This window comes from Streptomyces lydicus, assembly GCF_004125265.1.
In the GTDB taxonomy this organism is placed as follows: Bacteria; Actinomycetota; Actinomycetes; order Streptomycetales; family Streptomycetaceae; genus Streptomyces; species Streptomyces lydicus_C.
Map to the genome: position 1 here is coordinate 224,711 of NZ_RDTE01000003.1, position 14,946 is coordinate 239,656.

At 68.6% G+C, this 14,946-nt stretch carries 13 protein-coding genes; 7 read left to right on the plus strand and 6 right to left on the minus strand.

The window, feature by feature from the left end; translation table 11 throughout:
• Positions 1–34: 34 nt before the first annotated feature.
• From pabB to D9V36_RS03870, 7 genes are all read left to right on the plus strand, one after another.
• Positions 35–2,167 (plus strand): aminodeoxychorismate synthase component I, encoded by a 2,133-nt coding sequence (gene pabB / locus D9V36_RS03840; RefSeq protein ID WP_129292502.1) that lies wholly within the window; start codon positions 35–37, stop codon positions 2,165–2,167.
• Positions 2,161–3,636: an AMP-binding protein gene (locus D9V36_RS03845; protein WP_206739594.1), complete on the plus strand. Its 1,476-nt coding sequence runs from the start codon at positions 2,161–2,163 to the stop codon at positions 3,634–3,636. Before pabB ends, D9V36_RS03845 begins: the two co-directional genes overlap by 7 nt.
• Positions 3,633–4,445, plus strand: coding sequence for an aminotransferase class IV (locus tag D9V36_RS03850; RefSeq protein WP_241720691.1), 813 nt, complete (start codon positions 3,633–3,635; stop codon positions 4,443–4,445). The genes D9V36_RS03845 and D9V36_RS03850 overlap by 4 nt, the downstream gene beginning before the upstream one ends.
• Positions 4,442–4,990: a cysteine hydrolase family protein gene (locus tag D9V36_RS03855; protein WP_129292504.1), complete on the plus strand. Its 549-nt coding sequence runs from the start codon at positions 4,442–4,444 to the stop codon at positions 4,988–4,990. Before D9V36_RS03850 ends, D9V36_RS03855 begins: the two co-directional genes overlap by 4 nt.
• Before the next feature lie 312 nt (positions 4,991–5,302).
• A complete protein-coding gene (locus D9V36_RS03860) occupies positions 5,303–6,442 on the plus strand; it encodes an inorganic phosphate transporter (RefSeq protein WP_129292505.1) in 1,140 nt (379 codons plus the stop codon).
• A gap of 68 nt (positions 6,443–6,510) precedes the next feature.
• A complete protein-coding gene (locus D9V36_RS03865) occupies positions 6,511–6,750 on the plus strand; it encodes a hypothetical protein (protein WP_129292506.1) in 240 nt (79 codons plus the stop codon).
• A gap of 238 nt (positions 6,751–6,988) precedes the next feature.
• Complete coding sequence (locus D9V36_RS03870; protein ID WP_129292507.1) at positions 6,989–7,387, plus strand: hypothetical protein; 399 nt, start codon at positions 6,989–6,991, stop codon at positions 7,385–7,387.
• 83 nt (positions 7,388–7,470) lie between these two features.
• On the opposite strand, the gene D9V36_RS03875 is transcribed toward D9V36_RS03870, so the two are convergent.
• The 6 genes from D9V36_RS03875 to D9V36_RS03905 form a co-directional block, all read right to left on the minus strand.
• Positions 7,471–7,677: a hypothetical protein gene (locus D9V36_RS03875; RefSeq protein ID WP_129292508.1), complete on the minus strand. Its 207-nt coding sequence runs from the start codon at positions 7,675–7,677 to the stop codon at positions 7,471–7,473.
• Between the two features lie 1,115 nt (positions 7,678–8,792).
• The gene (locus tag D9V36_RS03885) at positions 8,793–10,478 is read right to left on the minus strand and encodes an AMP-binding protein (protein ID WP_241720692.1); all 1,686 of its coding nucleotides are present in this window, start codon (positions 10,476–10,478) and stop codon (positions 8,793–8,795) included.
• Positions 10,475–12,388: an FAD/NAD(P)-binding protein gene (locus D9V36_RS03890; protein WP_164992869.1), complete on the minus strand. Its 1,914-nt coding sequence runs from the start codon at positions 12,386–12,388 to the stop codon at positions 10,475–10,477. The genes D9V36_RS03885 and D9V36_RS03890 overlap by 4 nt, the downstream gene beginning before the upstream one ends.
• A gap of 30 nt (positions 12,389–12,418) precedes the next feature.
• Positions 12,419–13,810, minus strand: a complete 1,392-nt coding sequence (locus D9V36_RS03895) for a TrpB-like pyridoxal phosphate-dependent enzyme (RefSeq protein ID WP_129292510.1) — start codon at positions 13,808–13,810, stop codon at positions 12,419–12,421.
• 19 nt (positions 13,811–13,829) lie between these two features.
• Positions 13,830–14,087 carry an acyl carrier protein gene (locus D9V36_RS40675; protein ID WP_164992870.1) on the minus strand — a complete coding sequence of 86 codons (258 nt, stop codon included), beginning with the start codon at positions 14,085–14,087 and terminating at the stop codon, positions 13,830–13,832.
• An 89-nt stretch (positions 14,088–14,176) separates the two neighbouring features.
• On the minus strand, positions 14,177–14,806 hold the full coding sequence (locus D9V36_RS03905) for a LysE family transporter (protein ID WP_129292511.1): 630 nt from the start codon (positions 14,804–14,806) through the stop codon (positions 14,177–14,179).
• Positions 14,807–14,946: the final 140 nt, after the last annotated feature.

Below are 14,946 nucleotides of genomic sequence, written 5' to 3' on the forward strand. Positions count from 1 at the left end.
ACGGCGGGCCCTTGGCTCGGGAGGAGCAGCCTCGATGAGGACTCTGCTGATCGACAATTACGACTCCTATACGTACAACCTGTTCCAGCTCCTCGCCGTCGTCAACGGCGAGGAGCCGACGGTGGTGCGCAACGACGTTCCCGAAAGCGGCGCGCCGGCCTGGGACACGTTCGACAACGTGGTCATCTCCCCGGGTCCCGGACACCCGGGCAGGGAACGGGATTTCGGCATCTCCGCGCGCGTTCTGGCCGAGGCGACCGTGCCGGTGCTGGGCGTGTGCCTCGGGCACCAGGGGATCGCACTCGGCTCGCAGGCGGAGGTGGTGCCCGCTCCGGCCCCCAAACACGGCCATCTGACCACCGTCCGTCACGACGGGCGGGATCTCTTCCGTGGGCTGCCGCAGCACTTCACCGCGGTGCGGTACCACTCGCTGTGCGTGCGGGAACCGTTGCCCGACGAACTCGAAGGCATGGGCTGGTCCGAGGACGGCGTACTGATGGCGCTCAGGCACCGGCACCGGCCGCTGTGGGGGGTCCAGTTCCACCCCGAGTCGATAGCCAGCGAATTCGGACCGGAGCTCATCGCCAACTTCCGGGACCTCACCCTCGAACGCCGGCCGCGGCCGGTGCAGGTCACCAGCCGGCCACGCCCCGCCCCGGCGGACGTCGAGGCCCTTGTGCACAACCCGAAGTACCGACTGCACGTCAGCCTCTTCGAGTCCACCGTGGACACCGAATCGGCCTTCTCCCAGCTGTTCGCCGACTCCTCACGGGCCTTCTGGCTGGACAGCGCCCAGACCGACCCCGGGCGTGGCCGTTTCTCCTTCCTCGGCGACGGCAGCGGCCCGCTGTCCGAGTTCGTGCGCTATGACAGCGCCGAGGACGTGGTGCACGTCGAACGGCAGGGCCAACTCCCCCGCCGCATCCCCGGCAACGTCTTCGACTACCTTCAGGACCAGCTCCAGCAGCGCCGGACCGACCGGGCCGGGCTGCCGTTCGACTTCGCCTGCGGCTACGTGGGCTACTTCGGTTACGAACTCAAGGGCAGCCTTGGTTCGCCCAACCGCTACCAGGCCCGCACACCGGACGCCAGTTGGCTGTTCGCCGACCGGCTCGTCGTCGTGGACCACCACGAATGTCTGACCTACCTGCTGTGCCTCGCCGAGAACAGCGTGGAGGGCGAGTTGTCCGCCAACCACTGGCTCGACGACACCCTCACATCCCTGCGCGAACTTCCGCCCGCCGAACCGGTGCGGTTGGTGACCACGGAGATCACGAACGAGGCACTGGTCGAGCCGTGGCTGGTCCGGGACCGGAAGCAGTACCTGGAAGACATCGCACGGTGCAAGGACGCACTCGTGGCGGGCGAGAGCTACGAAATCTGCCTGACCACCGCCGCCGAGCTCCCTGCCGTCGATGACGCCTTCGACTTCTACCGGCGGCTGCGCCGGTACAACCCGGCACCGTATGCCGCCTTCCTGCGGCTGGGCGACGTGGAGATCGCGAGTTCGTCACCCGAGCGGTTCCTGAAGCTGGACCGGCAGCGGATCCTGGAGTCCAAGCCCATCAAGGGTACGGCCCCACGGCATGCCGTGCCCTCGGAGGACACCGAACTCAAGCGCGAACTGGCCAACAGCGCCAAGACGCGCGCCGAGAACCTCATGATCGTCGACCTGCTGCGCAACGACCTCGGACAGGTCTGTGAGGTGGGCAGTGTCCACGTGCCCAAACTCATGGCGGTCGAGAGCTACCCGACGGTCCACCAGCTCGTCTCGACGGTCCGGGGCAAGCTCCGGCCGGGGGCTGACGCGGTGGACTGTGTGCGCGCCTGCTTCCCCGGCGGTTCCATGACCGGGGCTCCGAAGCTGCGGACCATGGAGATCATCGACGGGCTGGAGACACAGGCCCGCGGTGTCTACTCGGGGACGCTGGGCTACCTGTCCTGCAACGGCACGGCAGATCTGAACATCGTCATCCGCACGGCGGTCTTCGCCGACGGAATGATGCACCTCGGCGCCGGCGGAGCGATCGTGCTGGATTCCGACCCGGAAGAGGAGTACGCGGAGGTGCTGCTCAAGGCCGCGGCGCCGCTCCGTGCGCTGTTCTCTGCGGCCGAGCAGCCGGTGGAGCTGCCGGGCGCCGGACCGACAAGGACTGCACAATGGTGAACATAGCTGCCGACCTGGCCGAGCGGGCCGCGCGATCGGGCTGGCTCGACCGCCCCGCCGTACACACCGCCGAACGCACCTGGACCCATGGGCAGGTGCACGAGTCGGCCGCCGGGGCGGCGACGGTCCTGGCGGATCACGGGGTCCGGCCGGGCGACCACGTGGTGGTCGCGCTGCCCGACGGGATCGGGTGGATCACCGCGTTCCTCGGCACCGCGGTCCTCGGCGCGACCGCCGTCCTCGTCAATCCCGATCTGACCGCCGACGGTCACCGGTTCATCGTCGACGACTGCAAGGCAGCGTTGGTGGTGACCACGGCACAACGGGCCGGCGGCTTCGACGGCACCGCCGTGCTGGACATCGAGACGCTGATGACGGCGGCCGCACACGCAGCGGCCACCGAGCCCCGGCCGCTCAGCTCCGACGCGCGTCTCTATGTGCAGTACACGTCGGGGACCACCGGCGTCCCCAAGGGGGTGCCGCACCGCCACCAGGACGTGGCCGTCTATGCGCGGGCGGTGGGCGAAGAGGTCTTCCACATCGGTCCGGACGACGTCGGTCTGTCCCTGTCGAAGCTGTTCTACGCCTACGGGTTCGGGAACGCCTTCGCCTTCCCGCTGTACACCGGTTCCTCCGTCGTACTGCTCGGCGACCGGCAGACGCCGGGGGCGGTGCGTGACGCGATCGCATGCCACGGCGTCACCCTGCTCTACGCCGTACCGTCCGCGTACGCCCACCTGATCAGCAGCGGTGACCCCTCGGCGTTCGCCACCGTTCGGGCCGCCGTGTCGGCGGGCGAGAACCTGCGTCCGGGCCTGGGCCGCCGGATCTCCGAGTTCCTGTCCGCACCGGTGCTGGACCAACTCGGCTCGACCGAGGTCGGCCACGCGTTCTGTTCCAACGGGGTGGACTTCTGCCTGCCCGGTACGATCGGCCGCACCGTCCCCGGGTACCGGCTCGATGTGCGTGACAAGGCGGGCAATCCGGTTGCCGACGAGGTCGAGGGTGACCTGTGGGTCAGCGGTCCCACGGTGATGGCGGAATACCTCAACCGCCCCCAGGACACGGCTCGGACGCTGGTGGACGGCTGGCTCGCCACCCACGACCGCGTGGTGCGGGGCAAGGACGGGTCCTACCGGCACACCGGTCGCGCCGATGACATGGAAATGGTCGGCGGCGTGACCATCTCCCCGCTGGAAGTGGAGGCCGTGCTGGGCGATCATTCCGCGGTGAAGGAAGTCGGCGTGGCCGTGCTCGCGGACACCCAGGGCATCACCCAGCTGCACGCCTTCGTCGTACCCGGGGGCCCGGCCGGCCGGCCTGATTCCCTGCCGGCCGAGCTCGTCGCCCTGGCGCGGAACAGGCTCGCGCCCCACAAGGTCCCGCGCATCGTGCACTTGGTGGACGCACTCCCCCGCACACCCAACGGGAAGCTGCGCAGGCACATCCTCAGAAGCGGGAAGTGGTGAGCGACGTGGGCCCGCCCCCGGGAGGGGACCAGCTGTTCCTCTGGCGGGATGGTTCCCTGCTGCCGGCGGACCCGACGGCCCCCACGACACGGACCCGGTTGTCCCTGGCCGATTCCTGGCTGCTCAGCGACGGCCGTGTGCGCCGCATCGACCTGCACCGGCAACGATTCCTGCGGGGCTGTGCCGAAGTGGGGAGTGTGTCCCAGGAGACCTCGTCGGCGTTCTGGCAGGCTGCCCTCGGCCAGCTCCCCCGGGCCGGCGACTGGTTCCCGCGCGTGGAGCTGTCCGCCGAGGAGCCGGTCGAGCTGCGTGTGCGGGTCCGGCCGTCACCGGCACGGAGCGGGACGGTGAGCGTGTGGGTGTCGGACACCGCCGATCCCAGGACGGCCGCGCGTCTGAAGGGACCCGACCTCGACGCACTCGGCGCGCTGCGCGGGCGGGCGGCGGAAAGGGGCGCGCAGGAAGCACTGCTCACCACGGAGTCGGGCGTGGTCCTGGAAGCCGGGTTTGCGAGCGTGCTGTGGTGGGACGGGGACCGGCTCTGCGTTCCGTCCCCGGAACTGCCCGTGCTGGGCGGCGTCACCACGGCGGTGATCCAGGAACGGGCCGCGCGGCTCGGTGTTCCGATCGGGCAGCGACAGGTACCGGTGGAAGAGCTGGAAGGCAAAGAGGTGTGGCTGGTGAACGCACTGCACGGCATCAGGCCGGTGCGGTCCTGGGTGGGGACGTCGATGCGGCCGGGGCCTGCCCACCGCGCCCCCGCATGGCAGAAGTGGCTGGCCGGCGAGAGCACCGAGGTGCGGGGATGACCGAAGTCCTGGTGGTCGTCGACATGCAGAACGGGTTCATCACCCCGGAGACGGCCCCCGTCGTGCCCACCGTGGTCGACCTGGTCGAGCGCTGGGAGCGCACCGGGCGGGATGTCGTCTTCACCCGGTTCCTCAACCCGCCGGGTTCACCCTACGAACGGCTCATGCACTGGACCGGTTTTCGCTCGCCTCCGGAGAACGAGCTGATCGCACCACTCACGGACCACGCGGCCCGCTCGGTAGCCGTGGTGGACAAGGTGCAGTACTCCGCGTTCACCGGGGAACTGGACAAGCTGGTCCGGCTCCGTACGTGGACGGAGTTCGTGATCTGCGGGATTGCGACGGAGATGTGCGTACTGAAGACGGCCGTCGACGCCTTCGAACGGGGCTTCAGGCCGCGGATCGTCACCGACGCGAGTCAGACGTACGCGGGCGCCGAGGCCCATGAGGCGGGGCTCGCGCTGGCCGCACGGCTGGTCGGACCGGAGCAGCTGACGACCGTGAGCGGTCTGTGGGGTTCTGACCGCTCATCCGCAACGGTCTGACGAGGACATACGAGCGGCCGGTTGACGGGGAGCAACCGGCGTTCGTCCCTCATGGCGCGACTCGGCCCCGGGCTGCCCATGGCGAGGTGGCGCGGCGCTCCGAGGTCGTCCTACCGCTCGGCGTCCGCCACCGGGTCCGGCACGGCGCTGCCGCAGCCGGCCGCCACCGACCGGACCGCGCCACCGACCGGACCGCGCCGCCGCATTGGCGACGATTCGGAGCGGCGCTTAGCGTGGGAGAGGGACGGCGGTTCGCACAGATGGTTCCGTAGGGCCCGCGCGGCCGGACCGCCCTCGATGTGGAGGACCGGGATGGCATCTGTCTCCTTCCTGCTGGTGGCCGTGATCCTTACGGCCCTTGCCTTCGACTTCACCAACGGATTCCACGACACCGCCAACTCGATGGCCACCTCCATCGCCACCGGGGCACTGAGCCCCAAGGTCGCCGTCGCCGTCGCGGGTCTGCTCAATCTGGGCGGAGCCTTCCTCTCCACCGAGGTGGCCAAGACGATCTCGGGCGGCATCGTCCAGGACAGCGCAGTGTCCCTGGTGATGATCTTCGCCGGGCTGATCGGGGCGATCCTGTGGAACCTCGTCACCTGGCTCCTCGGGCTGCCCTCCAGCTCGTCCCACGCCCTGTTCGGCGGGTTGATCGGCGCGGTGTGGGTGGGGGCCGGAGGTTCCGCGGTGCGCTTCGGCACGATCATCGAGAAGATCGTGATTCCCGCGGTGGCCTCGCCGGTGGTGGCCTGCGTGGTGGCGCTGCTGGCCACCTACCTCGCCTATGTGATCACCCGGCGGACGTCGGCACGCGCCGCCGGGAAAGGCTTTCGTCTGGGGCAGATCGGGTCGGCGTCCTTGGTGGCGCTGGCGCACGGCACCAACGACGCCCAGAAGACGATGGGGGTCATCACCCTCGCCCTCATCTCCAGCGGGGTGCTCGCCCATGGCGCGGGGCCGCCCTGGTGGGTGGTGCTGAGCGCGGGCCTGGCGATCTCCCTGGGCACCTACGTGGGCGGCTGGCGGATCATCCGGACCATGGGCAGAGGACTCACCGACATCCAGGCCCCGCAGGGCTTCGCCGCCGAGACCAGCGCGACCGCGGTGATCCTTGCCTCCTCGCACATGGGCTTCGCCCTGTCGACCACCCAGGTGTGCACGGGCAGCATCCTCGGTGCGGGGCTGGGCCGCAAGCTGGCACATGTGCGCTGGGGCGTCGCCGGGCGGATTGCGGTGTCCTGGCTGCTGACGCTGCCGGCCGCGGCGGTCGTGGGAGGCCTGGCCGCGTGGGTGGCCGATCAGGGCACCATGGGGGTGGCCCTGGTCGCGGGCGTCGCGCTGGCTGCCGCGGCGGGCTTCTACGTGCTCTCGCGCCGTCGTCCGGTGAGCGCGGAGAACGTCAATGAGGTGCCGGCCCCCGCCACGAAGCCCACTGTCAAGTCGGCGGCCTGAACCGACCCGTCCGGGCCGGCCCTCTTCGGGGAAGGTCCGGAGAGAAGAGCGGAGGAAGGGGCAAGGGGATGAACATCGACTGGGGCACTCTCGCCGGGGTCTTCGGTGTCAGCCTCGGGGTCACCGTGGTGGTGGTCGTGATGTTCTCGCTCGGAGTGGCCGCATGGGCCCGCACCGGACACGGGGAGCCCGCCCCCGAGGCACCCAGAGGCCGGCACCGGAAGGTGGCGACCGCCACGGCCGTGCTGTGCTTCGCCGCCTGCCTCGCGGTCGCGGCCTACGGCATCGACCTGATCGTTCCCGGCTGACCCTGCCCCGGCCACGCCACTCGCCCGGTATCCCCTGCGCCGCACCGGCTCGTCCTGCCGGGATTCCTGCCGGGCCGTGAGGAGTGCCGCGAGCGGGGCGGCCACCGTGCCGAAGTAGTGACCATCGGGAATCAACCTCCTGCCCCGAAAGCGCCTCTATCTCCTTGAAAGCGCGCCAATTAGGGATTCTCAGCCCTAGTTGGCGCATGGGGAACGTAGGCATTCAAGGAGACATGGCATGAAGAACGGCCTGAAGCGGTTAGCTGTGATTGGTTCGCTGGGTGTGGCCTCGGCGGCACTGGCGACATCCCCGGCGTTCGCGAAGAGCGACATCTCGATCGAGGCCACTCCGCACACGGTGCATGTCGGCCAGGTCGTGAAGGTGCACGGCCAGGGCGACAGCGATGCCGAGTGGCACACCACGCTCGTCATACAGCAGCGGTCCGGCAAGCCCGGCCACTGGAGCAAGTGGCACACGGTGAAGCAGGACTTCGGCTCCGATGTGCGCGTGAACGTCAAGGCTGCCCGGACGGGCGAGCTGCAGTTCCGTTCGGTGCTGTACGCGACCGACGCGCACCACCAGCACCCGAGGACGGACCGCGTATCCGCGCCGCTGACCATCCACGTCACCCGCTAGCCGATACGACGCCACCGCACGCCGGGCGGCAAGAACGCCGCTTCTGCGTACCGCCCCCGCGCTCGCCACACGTGACGGCATCGTCACCATGGTGAGTGCGGGGGCGTCCGTGGTGATGCAGGGGCGACGCAGTGCGCGTCGCCGTCGGTCAGGTCGTCGCGCACCAGAACGAGGAGCCGCGTCAGCAGCGAGCGCTGCGCGTCGGTCAGCGAACGGAAGAGCTCGCCTTCCACCGCCTGCTGCGCGGCGGTCGCGGCGCGCAGCCGCCGCCTTCCCGCCTCCGTCAGCACGACCAGGTGGCGGCGCCGGTGGCGGTGGAGTGGACCGAGGTCACGCTTTCACTTTACCTCACACGATCATGTATCGCGCTACATGAATAATGCATGTGAATGAATGCGGCCGTCTGCTCAGGTCCGCGCACACGGTCGCCGCGAGGATTGCACAAAAAGCGCGTTGCACAGCTGCGATTGCGATGCAAGCCGTCGACGGGAATACTGGATACCACGGGCAGGGAAGGCCCGGAAGCGCGCTGCGTGTGACCCAATGTGCCTCACGCAGCGTTTCCCTTGGTCCTTGCCCGGATACTCGGAACGCCGACCGGAATATCGTCCGGAGCGTCGGGGCGATCCGTCGGCTCAATGAGCCGCTGAAGACCAGCCGTTCTGGGGGGCGAGAGCGCGAACGTGAATCGGCGCGATCGGCATTTCCCTCTCACAGCACCTTCGAGGCCAGCCCTCATGAGTGGGGACCAGCCTCGAAGTTGACCCGTGGGGCTGCTAGAAACGGCCTCCGCGGCCGAAACCGCCACCTCGGCCGAAACCGCCGCCTCGACCAAAGCCGCGTCCACGGCCGAAGCCGCGTCCACGACCATAGCCGCCGCCACGTCCACGACCGTATCCGCCTCGGCCGCCGTAGTAGTCCCAGTCGTCGCCATGCCTACGGGGGAATACGCTTCGGAAGCTCATCGTGCCTCCTTGGTTCTCTGATTGGTCATCCAGCTGTCCAGCCGGACCACTTCCCACGCTACGCCGCGACACGAGTCGAAATCAAACGGGAAAAGTCTGAATGTTAAGCGAAATCTGCCGTCTTTCCGTGCACACAACGTGGCCGGCGGTCGCTCTCTGAATTCCGGCTTCCCCGCCCCGCCCGGTCATATTTCAGGCGTCGCGCTCTCATTTCGCCATCTGCATCCTGGAATCCCGCAGCCGAGGCGCGGATATCGAGCCCAACACCGAATTTCCGGCCGAGTGGTGAGTGAAAGTCAGGCGAAGCCGTCGGCGCTTATGACGTCCGCAGTCCGTGCTACTTTCCTTCCGCCCACGCGAGTTCGGCGGAGATGCGCCCCTGCGAGGGCGGCCGGCTCGGCCGGACCACCTCAAGAAGCCGGCCGGACGCGACGCCGGGGCTACGCCAGGGCGGTCGGCGGACCGGCGGCGAACTCGACGTTGCGGGACCTGCGCAGCCGTCGGACGGCCTCGCGCTGGACCTTGCCCGATTCGGTGCGGGGCAGGTCGTCCACGAACTCCAGGAACCGCACGAGCTTGGGCGCGGGCAGCTGTTTGTGCAGGTGCGCGAAGAGCACTTCGGCGGTGGCACGGCTGGCGTTCCAGCCGGCGCTGAGCACGACGTACGCCTTGGGTACCTGTGCCGTGTCCTCGGACACCGGTACCACGGACAGTTCGGCGACGGCGGGGTGCAGCACCAGTACGTGTTCCAGTTCGAGGGGAGCGATCAGCGCCCCGTCCGGTCCCTCGAACACGTCCTTGCGGCGCCCGAGGTAGACCAGGGAACCGTCGCCGTCCCATCGGGCGAGGTCACCGGTCCGGTAGAGGCCGCACGGGGTATGGCTGGTGGCGTTGTCCTCCGGGTCGAGGTAGCCGCGCATCATGCCGACGGGCTCATTGGCCAGGTCCAGGCACAGTTCGCCCTCCTGGGCCGGCTCGTCGGTGCCGGGCCTGACCACCACCAGCTCGTAGCCCGGCAGCGGGTAGCCCATGGACACCGGGTCCGCCGGGGAGGAGGCGGTGACCCCGGCCATGGCGGTGACCTCGGACTGTCCGAACCCGTTGCGGACGGTCACCCCGGCCAGTCTGCGGACCTGTTCGACCACGTCACCCATGAGCGGTTCACCGACGCTGACCGCGTGCCGCAACCCGGGCAGGCCGTCCGGCAACCCGGTCTGGATCAGTGCCCGCCAGATGCTGGGCGGCGCGCAGAAGCTGGTGACCGTCCCGGTCCCCAGTACCTCCAGCAGCCGCTGCGGGGTCGCGTCGGCGTTGTCCATGGACACCACGGTGGCCTCGGCGTTCCAGGGCCCGAACAGCGAGCTCCACGGGTACTTCGCCCAGGCCGGGGCGGAGACGTTGAGGTGCACATCCCCCGGCTTCAGCCCGTTCCAGTACATGCTCGCCAGATGCCCGATCGCGTAGCTGACGTGCGTGTGCACCACCAGCTTCGGCCGCGAGGTGGAGCCGGAGGTGAAGTAGTAGAACAGCGGCTCGTCGGCCTCGGTGGGGCCTTCCGGCACGAAGCCGCCCTCGTGCTCGGCCGAGGTGGCGAAGTCGGTCCAGCCCTCGTGCTCCCCGCCCACGATGATCCGGGTCCCGAGCCCGTCCACGGCGAGCCCCGGCACGATCCGGTGGTCGGCGATGACATGCCGGGCTCCGGCCCTGCCGATCCTGGTGCGCAGCTCCTCGGGCGAGATGGTGATGAAGGCGGGTGCGACAACGGCCCTGACCTTGATCAGGGCGAGCATCAGCTCCCACAGCTCGATCCGGTTGTCCATCAGCAGCATCACCACGTCGCCCCGGCGGATGCCCTGCGACAGCAGCCAGCCGGCGACCCGGTCGGAACGCCGGGAGAGCTCCTGGAAGGTCAGCTCCCCCTGTCCGACGATGCGCAGCGCCACCCGGTCGTTGCCCTCGGCGATCCGGTCGAACCAGTCGGTCGCCCAGTTGAAGTGCCGTGGCCGCGGCCAGCGGAACGCCTTGCGCGCGGCGTCCTGGTCGTTGGCGTGGTGCAGAAGGAGGTCCCGTGCGGCGCGGAACTCCTGGTACGCATCGTCGTGCCCGGACAACTTGTCCCCGATCACTGGAAGGTGTTGGACGCGGCCCGGCGCAGCACGCTGAGTGCTATCACGTCGGCATCCCTGGAGAAGGAGGTGTGCACACCCGGCCGGCCGTTGCCGATCTGGGTGAACCAGCACACCCGCTCGGTCGGGATGCCCAGCGCGTAGAGGGCGCGGTGCGGCCGGCCGTCAGCGGCGATCACCCGGCGCTCGGCCGGAGTGATGTGCAGTGCCCCGGTGGCGAACATCTCTTCGGTGTCGCCGTGCACGAAGTCGACGGCCATCCGGTCCTCGACCAGCTGCCGCATCAGCGGATCGGTGTTGCGGATCAGTCCCGCGGTCGGGATCCGGGAGTCGATGAGCACCTCACAGTGCCTGCGCGAGCCCTCGACGGCGGGGGATTCCAGGAAGAACCGGTCCTGCTCGGCGTCGCATCCGTGCACCACGTCCGGCCCGGCCACGTCGAGCACCCCGGCGTTGATCAAGGCCAGGAACTGCGCGGTGCGTTCCAGCGGCGGCCCGGTGAAGAGTGTCGAGGTGCGCGCGACGAACCGGCCGAGGAAGTCGGCCCGATGGGATCGCGGGGTCAGGCCGCCGAAGTCCACGGCGTGCCGCAGCACTTCGCGGGAGTCGCGGATGGCGTCCAGCGCGGCCTTGAGCGGACTGTCCACGTTGCCCTGACCGGCCTCGGTGATGTCGGCGAGCAGGATGCGCCGTACCTCGGCGACCACATCGGCGCCGGAGTCGAACCGCTTGGCGTGCAACGGTCTGGACAGCTGGTCCAGGTCGACCGGCTCCACGTCTTCGAGTCCGTGGCGCTCCACCACCTCGCGCCAGCGCGCCAGTTCCGGGCCGTGTGCGTACAGCTCGGCGCCGACCTCCTCGGCACGCTCAGGGCCGTGCTGGGTCCTTGCCTGGGTGGTGTAGTAGACATAGTTGATTTCGGCCTGGAGCAGGGACAGCACGTCGCGGTCGAAGTCCAGGGCGGGGTTGCCGCGGTGCACCGCGTTGCGCTCGCGCAGTTGGCCGATGGCGGCCGAGGTGAGGAACTTCGGCGCTGCGCGGCCGGTCACCCCCTTCTGGTTGCGGCCCCGCGAACGGATCGGCAGTCCGCTGCGCGAGCCCGCGACCACCGAGGGCTCGTTGCCGCCAGCCACGTAGCACATCGCCCCGTCGCCGTTCACCTTGAACTTCCCGCCCCGGCCGACGGTGAAGGACATCAGGATGTCGTAGAAGGACAGGCCGAGCCCCACGACGCCGACCGTGGCGCCGGGCGGAATCGACTGCAGGTCCAGGTCGGCGGCCGAATCCCCGCTGAGGTAGCGGAGCGCGGACCGGTCCTGTGCGAACCGCGCCAGCTCCGACTGGTGCTCGGACAGCTCCGCCTGGGCGTGCCCGGTGGTGATCACCACCGCGTCGGCGGTCACGGTGCGCTCCTCGTCCGCGGTGGACACGCGAAGTGCGTAGCTGTTGCCGTTCTCCCGCAACGAGGTCACCTTGCCGACCACTTCGACGACCTCGCCGAGTCCGGACATGGCACGCACCACCGAGTCGTACACATACCGCAGATACCGGCCGTAGGCGTACCTCGGTGCGTAGTCGTCATGGTCCAGTCCGGACAGTTCCGGTTCCGGCTGTGTGGGTAACCACTGCTGGAAGGACAGGCCGGCGCCCGGCCGGCATGGTTCACCGTCGAAGACCCCGGAGAACATGCTGATTTCGCCGACGACGGTGTTCATCAGGAAGCTGGTCTCCTGGTCGGTCCGCCAGATCCGGCCCGCTCCCAGTTCCACCGCGTCGATCAGCCAGATTCTGACGCTCGGCGGCTCCGTCTCGGCCATCAGATTGGCCACGAGCCGTTCGAACACCGAGATCCCTCGCGGACCGGTGCCCACGATTGCCACGTCCAGCACCCTGTCAGTCAGGTGTTGCACGGCCTGTCTCCCCATCTGTAAGGCTCGCCTTCAGCGCGCAGCCGCGCCCAGGTCGTCCATGGCCGGCAAGCGTCCGAGCGAGGCGGCGATCAACTCGTCCGACGCCGCCATGTCGGTCATGTTCCCGCTGAGGAACTGCTGGTAGGCCGAGAGGTCGAGCAGCCCGTGGCCGCTGAGGTTGAACAGGATGACCTTCTCCTTGCGTTCCTTCTTGGCCAGCAGCGCCTCTTCGATCGCGCCGCGGATGGCGTGCGCCGACTCGGGGGCCGGGATGATGCCCTCCTCATTGGCGAAGGTGAGTCCGGCCTCGAACACCGGACGCTGTGCGTAGGCCACCGCCTCGATCAGCTTCTGGTGGTACATCGCGCTGACCAAGGGGGCGGCGCCGTGGTAGCGCAGGCCGCCGGCGTGGATGCCCGGGGAGACGAAGGTGTGCCCCAGGGTGTACATCTTGGTCATCGGCGTGATGCCGGTGTAGTCGTTGTAGTCCCATGCGTAGCGGCCCTTGGTGAGCTTGGGGCACGCCTCCGGTTCCACCGCGACGAACCGGGTCTGCAGGCCCTCGCGCACCTTCTCGTGGAAGAACGGCAGAGTGATGCCGGAGAAGTTGCTGCCCGCGCCGACCGAGCCGATCACCACGTCAGGGAAGTCGCCGATCGCACGGAACTGCCGGACCGCCTCCTGCCCGATCACGGTCTGGTGCAGCAGGACGTGGTTCTCGCCACTGCCCACCGAGAGGTTGCAGCGTTCCACTTGGCGCGCGTGCTCGAAGGCCTCCGCGTTGGCGATGGACAGGCTGCCGTCGGTGTTCGGATCGCGGGCCAGCGCGGCCCGGCCGGCCTCGGAGTTCTCGTTGGGGCTGGAGATGACCTTGGCGCCGTTCATCTCCATCATGATCCGGCGGTAGGGCTTCTGGTCGTAGCTGACCCGGACCATGTAGACGGTGCATTCGAGGCCGAAGATGCGGCAGGCGACGGCGAGGGCCGAGCCCCACTGGCCGGCACCGGTGCCGGTGGTCAGGCTGGTGATGCCGGCCTGCTTGTAGTAGTAGGCCTGGGCGAGGGCGGTGTTCAGCTTGTGGCTGCCGGTGGTGTTGGTGCCCTCGTACTTGTAGTAGATACGGGCCGGGGTGTCGAGCAGCTGCTCCAGGCGGCGTGCCCGGTGGAGCGGGGTCGGCCGCCAGCGCAGGTACTCCTCGCGCACCGGCTGCGGGATCTCGACGAACCGCTCCTGGCCCATGCTCTGCCGGTACATCGACAGCGGGATCTGCGGGGTGACCGCGCCACCGCTCTCGCGGGTCTCCGGCCTTGCCTGGCGCAGTTTTGCCGCCTCCTCGACGCCGCTGAGGTCGGACAGCACGTTGTACCAGTGAGTGGGAACGATATCTTCAGCGGCCAGCGAGGCTTCTGCCGAATTCACCATGCTTTTCCGATCCTCGTTTCTAGGAATTTTTCACGTGCGACTGGACCAGCTTCACGAGATCGTCGACCCGGCACAGCGCGGCCTCGAATATCTCGCTGTCGCCGATCGTGATGCCGCATTCCTTCTCGACTCGGACGACGATTTCAAGGATGCTCAACGAGTCGATTCCGATCCCGCGCAACTCGTCGTCATTCTTGATTTCGGCCGGTGCGGACGTTCCGAGTACGGCTGCGATGACCTCGCATACCCGGGTGTCAACCTTCACAGGAGACGTCAAGGCAATTCCTCTTCCATGGAGTTGTTCGCTTTTCCGGCTGTTCCGCCAGGAGGTGTCTCCCCGATCAGGCCGGACCAGGAAGACACCCCTTAGGCCATGGGTCCCGTCATCACCGCGGTGCGCAGCCCGAGGAGCAGCAGAACCGCCCCGCTCACCCAGGCCAGTCCCACCCGCATCGCCGGCATGGCCAGTAGCCGCCGTGCCAGGCCGACCAGGGTGACCACCACCGCGTACCAGCCGGCGCTGATCATGATCTGCACGGCGGTCAGGGTGACCACGTCGGCGGGCGAACCGCCGCCGGCCGGCAGGAACTGCGGGATCAGCGCCAGGTAGACGGTGGCCATTTTGGGGTTGGCGGCACTGGTGACCAGCCCTGACCGGTAGGAGCGCCACAGGTCGGCGGCGCCGTAGTCCTCGGGCGCCTCCGGCTGTTGGCCGAACTTCCACCGGTTGCGCACCGTCATTACCGCGAGATAACAGAGGTAGGCGGCACCCACCAGCTTGAAGGCGGTGAACACCAGCGGAGAGGTCTGCGTCAGTGCGGCCAGCCCGAGGGCGGAGGTCGCCGCCCACATGAGCAGCCCGGTACTGCTACCGAGAATGGTCACCAACCCGGCCCCACGTCCAAACCGCAGCGTCTCATTCACCAACACCATGAATGACGGTCCCGGCGCGGCCACCATCGCGAAAATCGTCGCGACGAAAACCCAGGTCACCATGAGGCTGCCGCAATGCCGATCGTCATTCGACCGGAGGGCGCAGTAAACGCTTGTGCATCCAATCGAATCGCCCCCCCTCCAAGGTCCGAAATCCCCGGATCTTGATCACCGCCATTGGAACGCTATCTGCTGGGGTGACC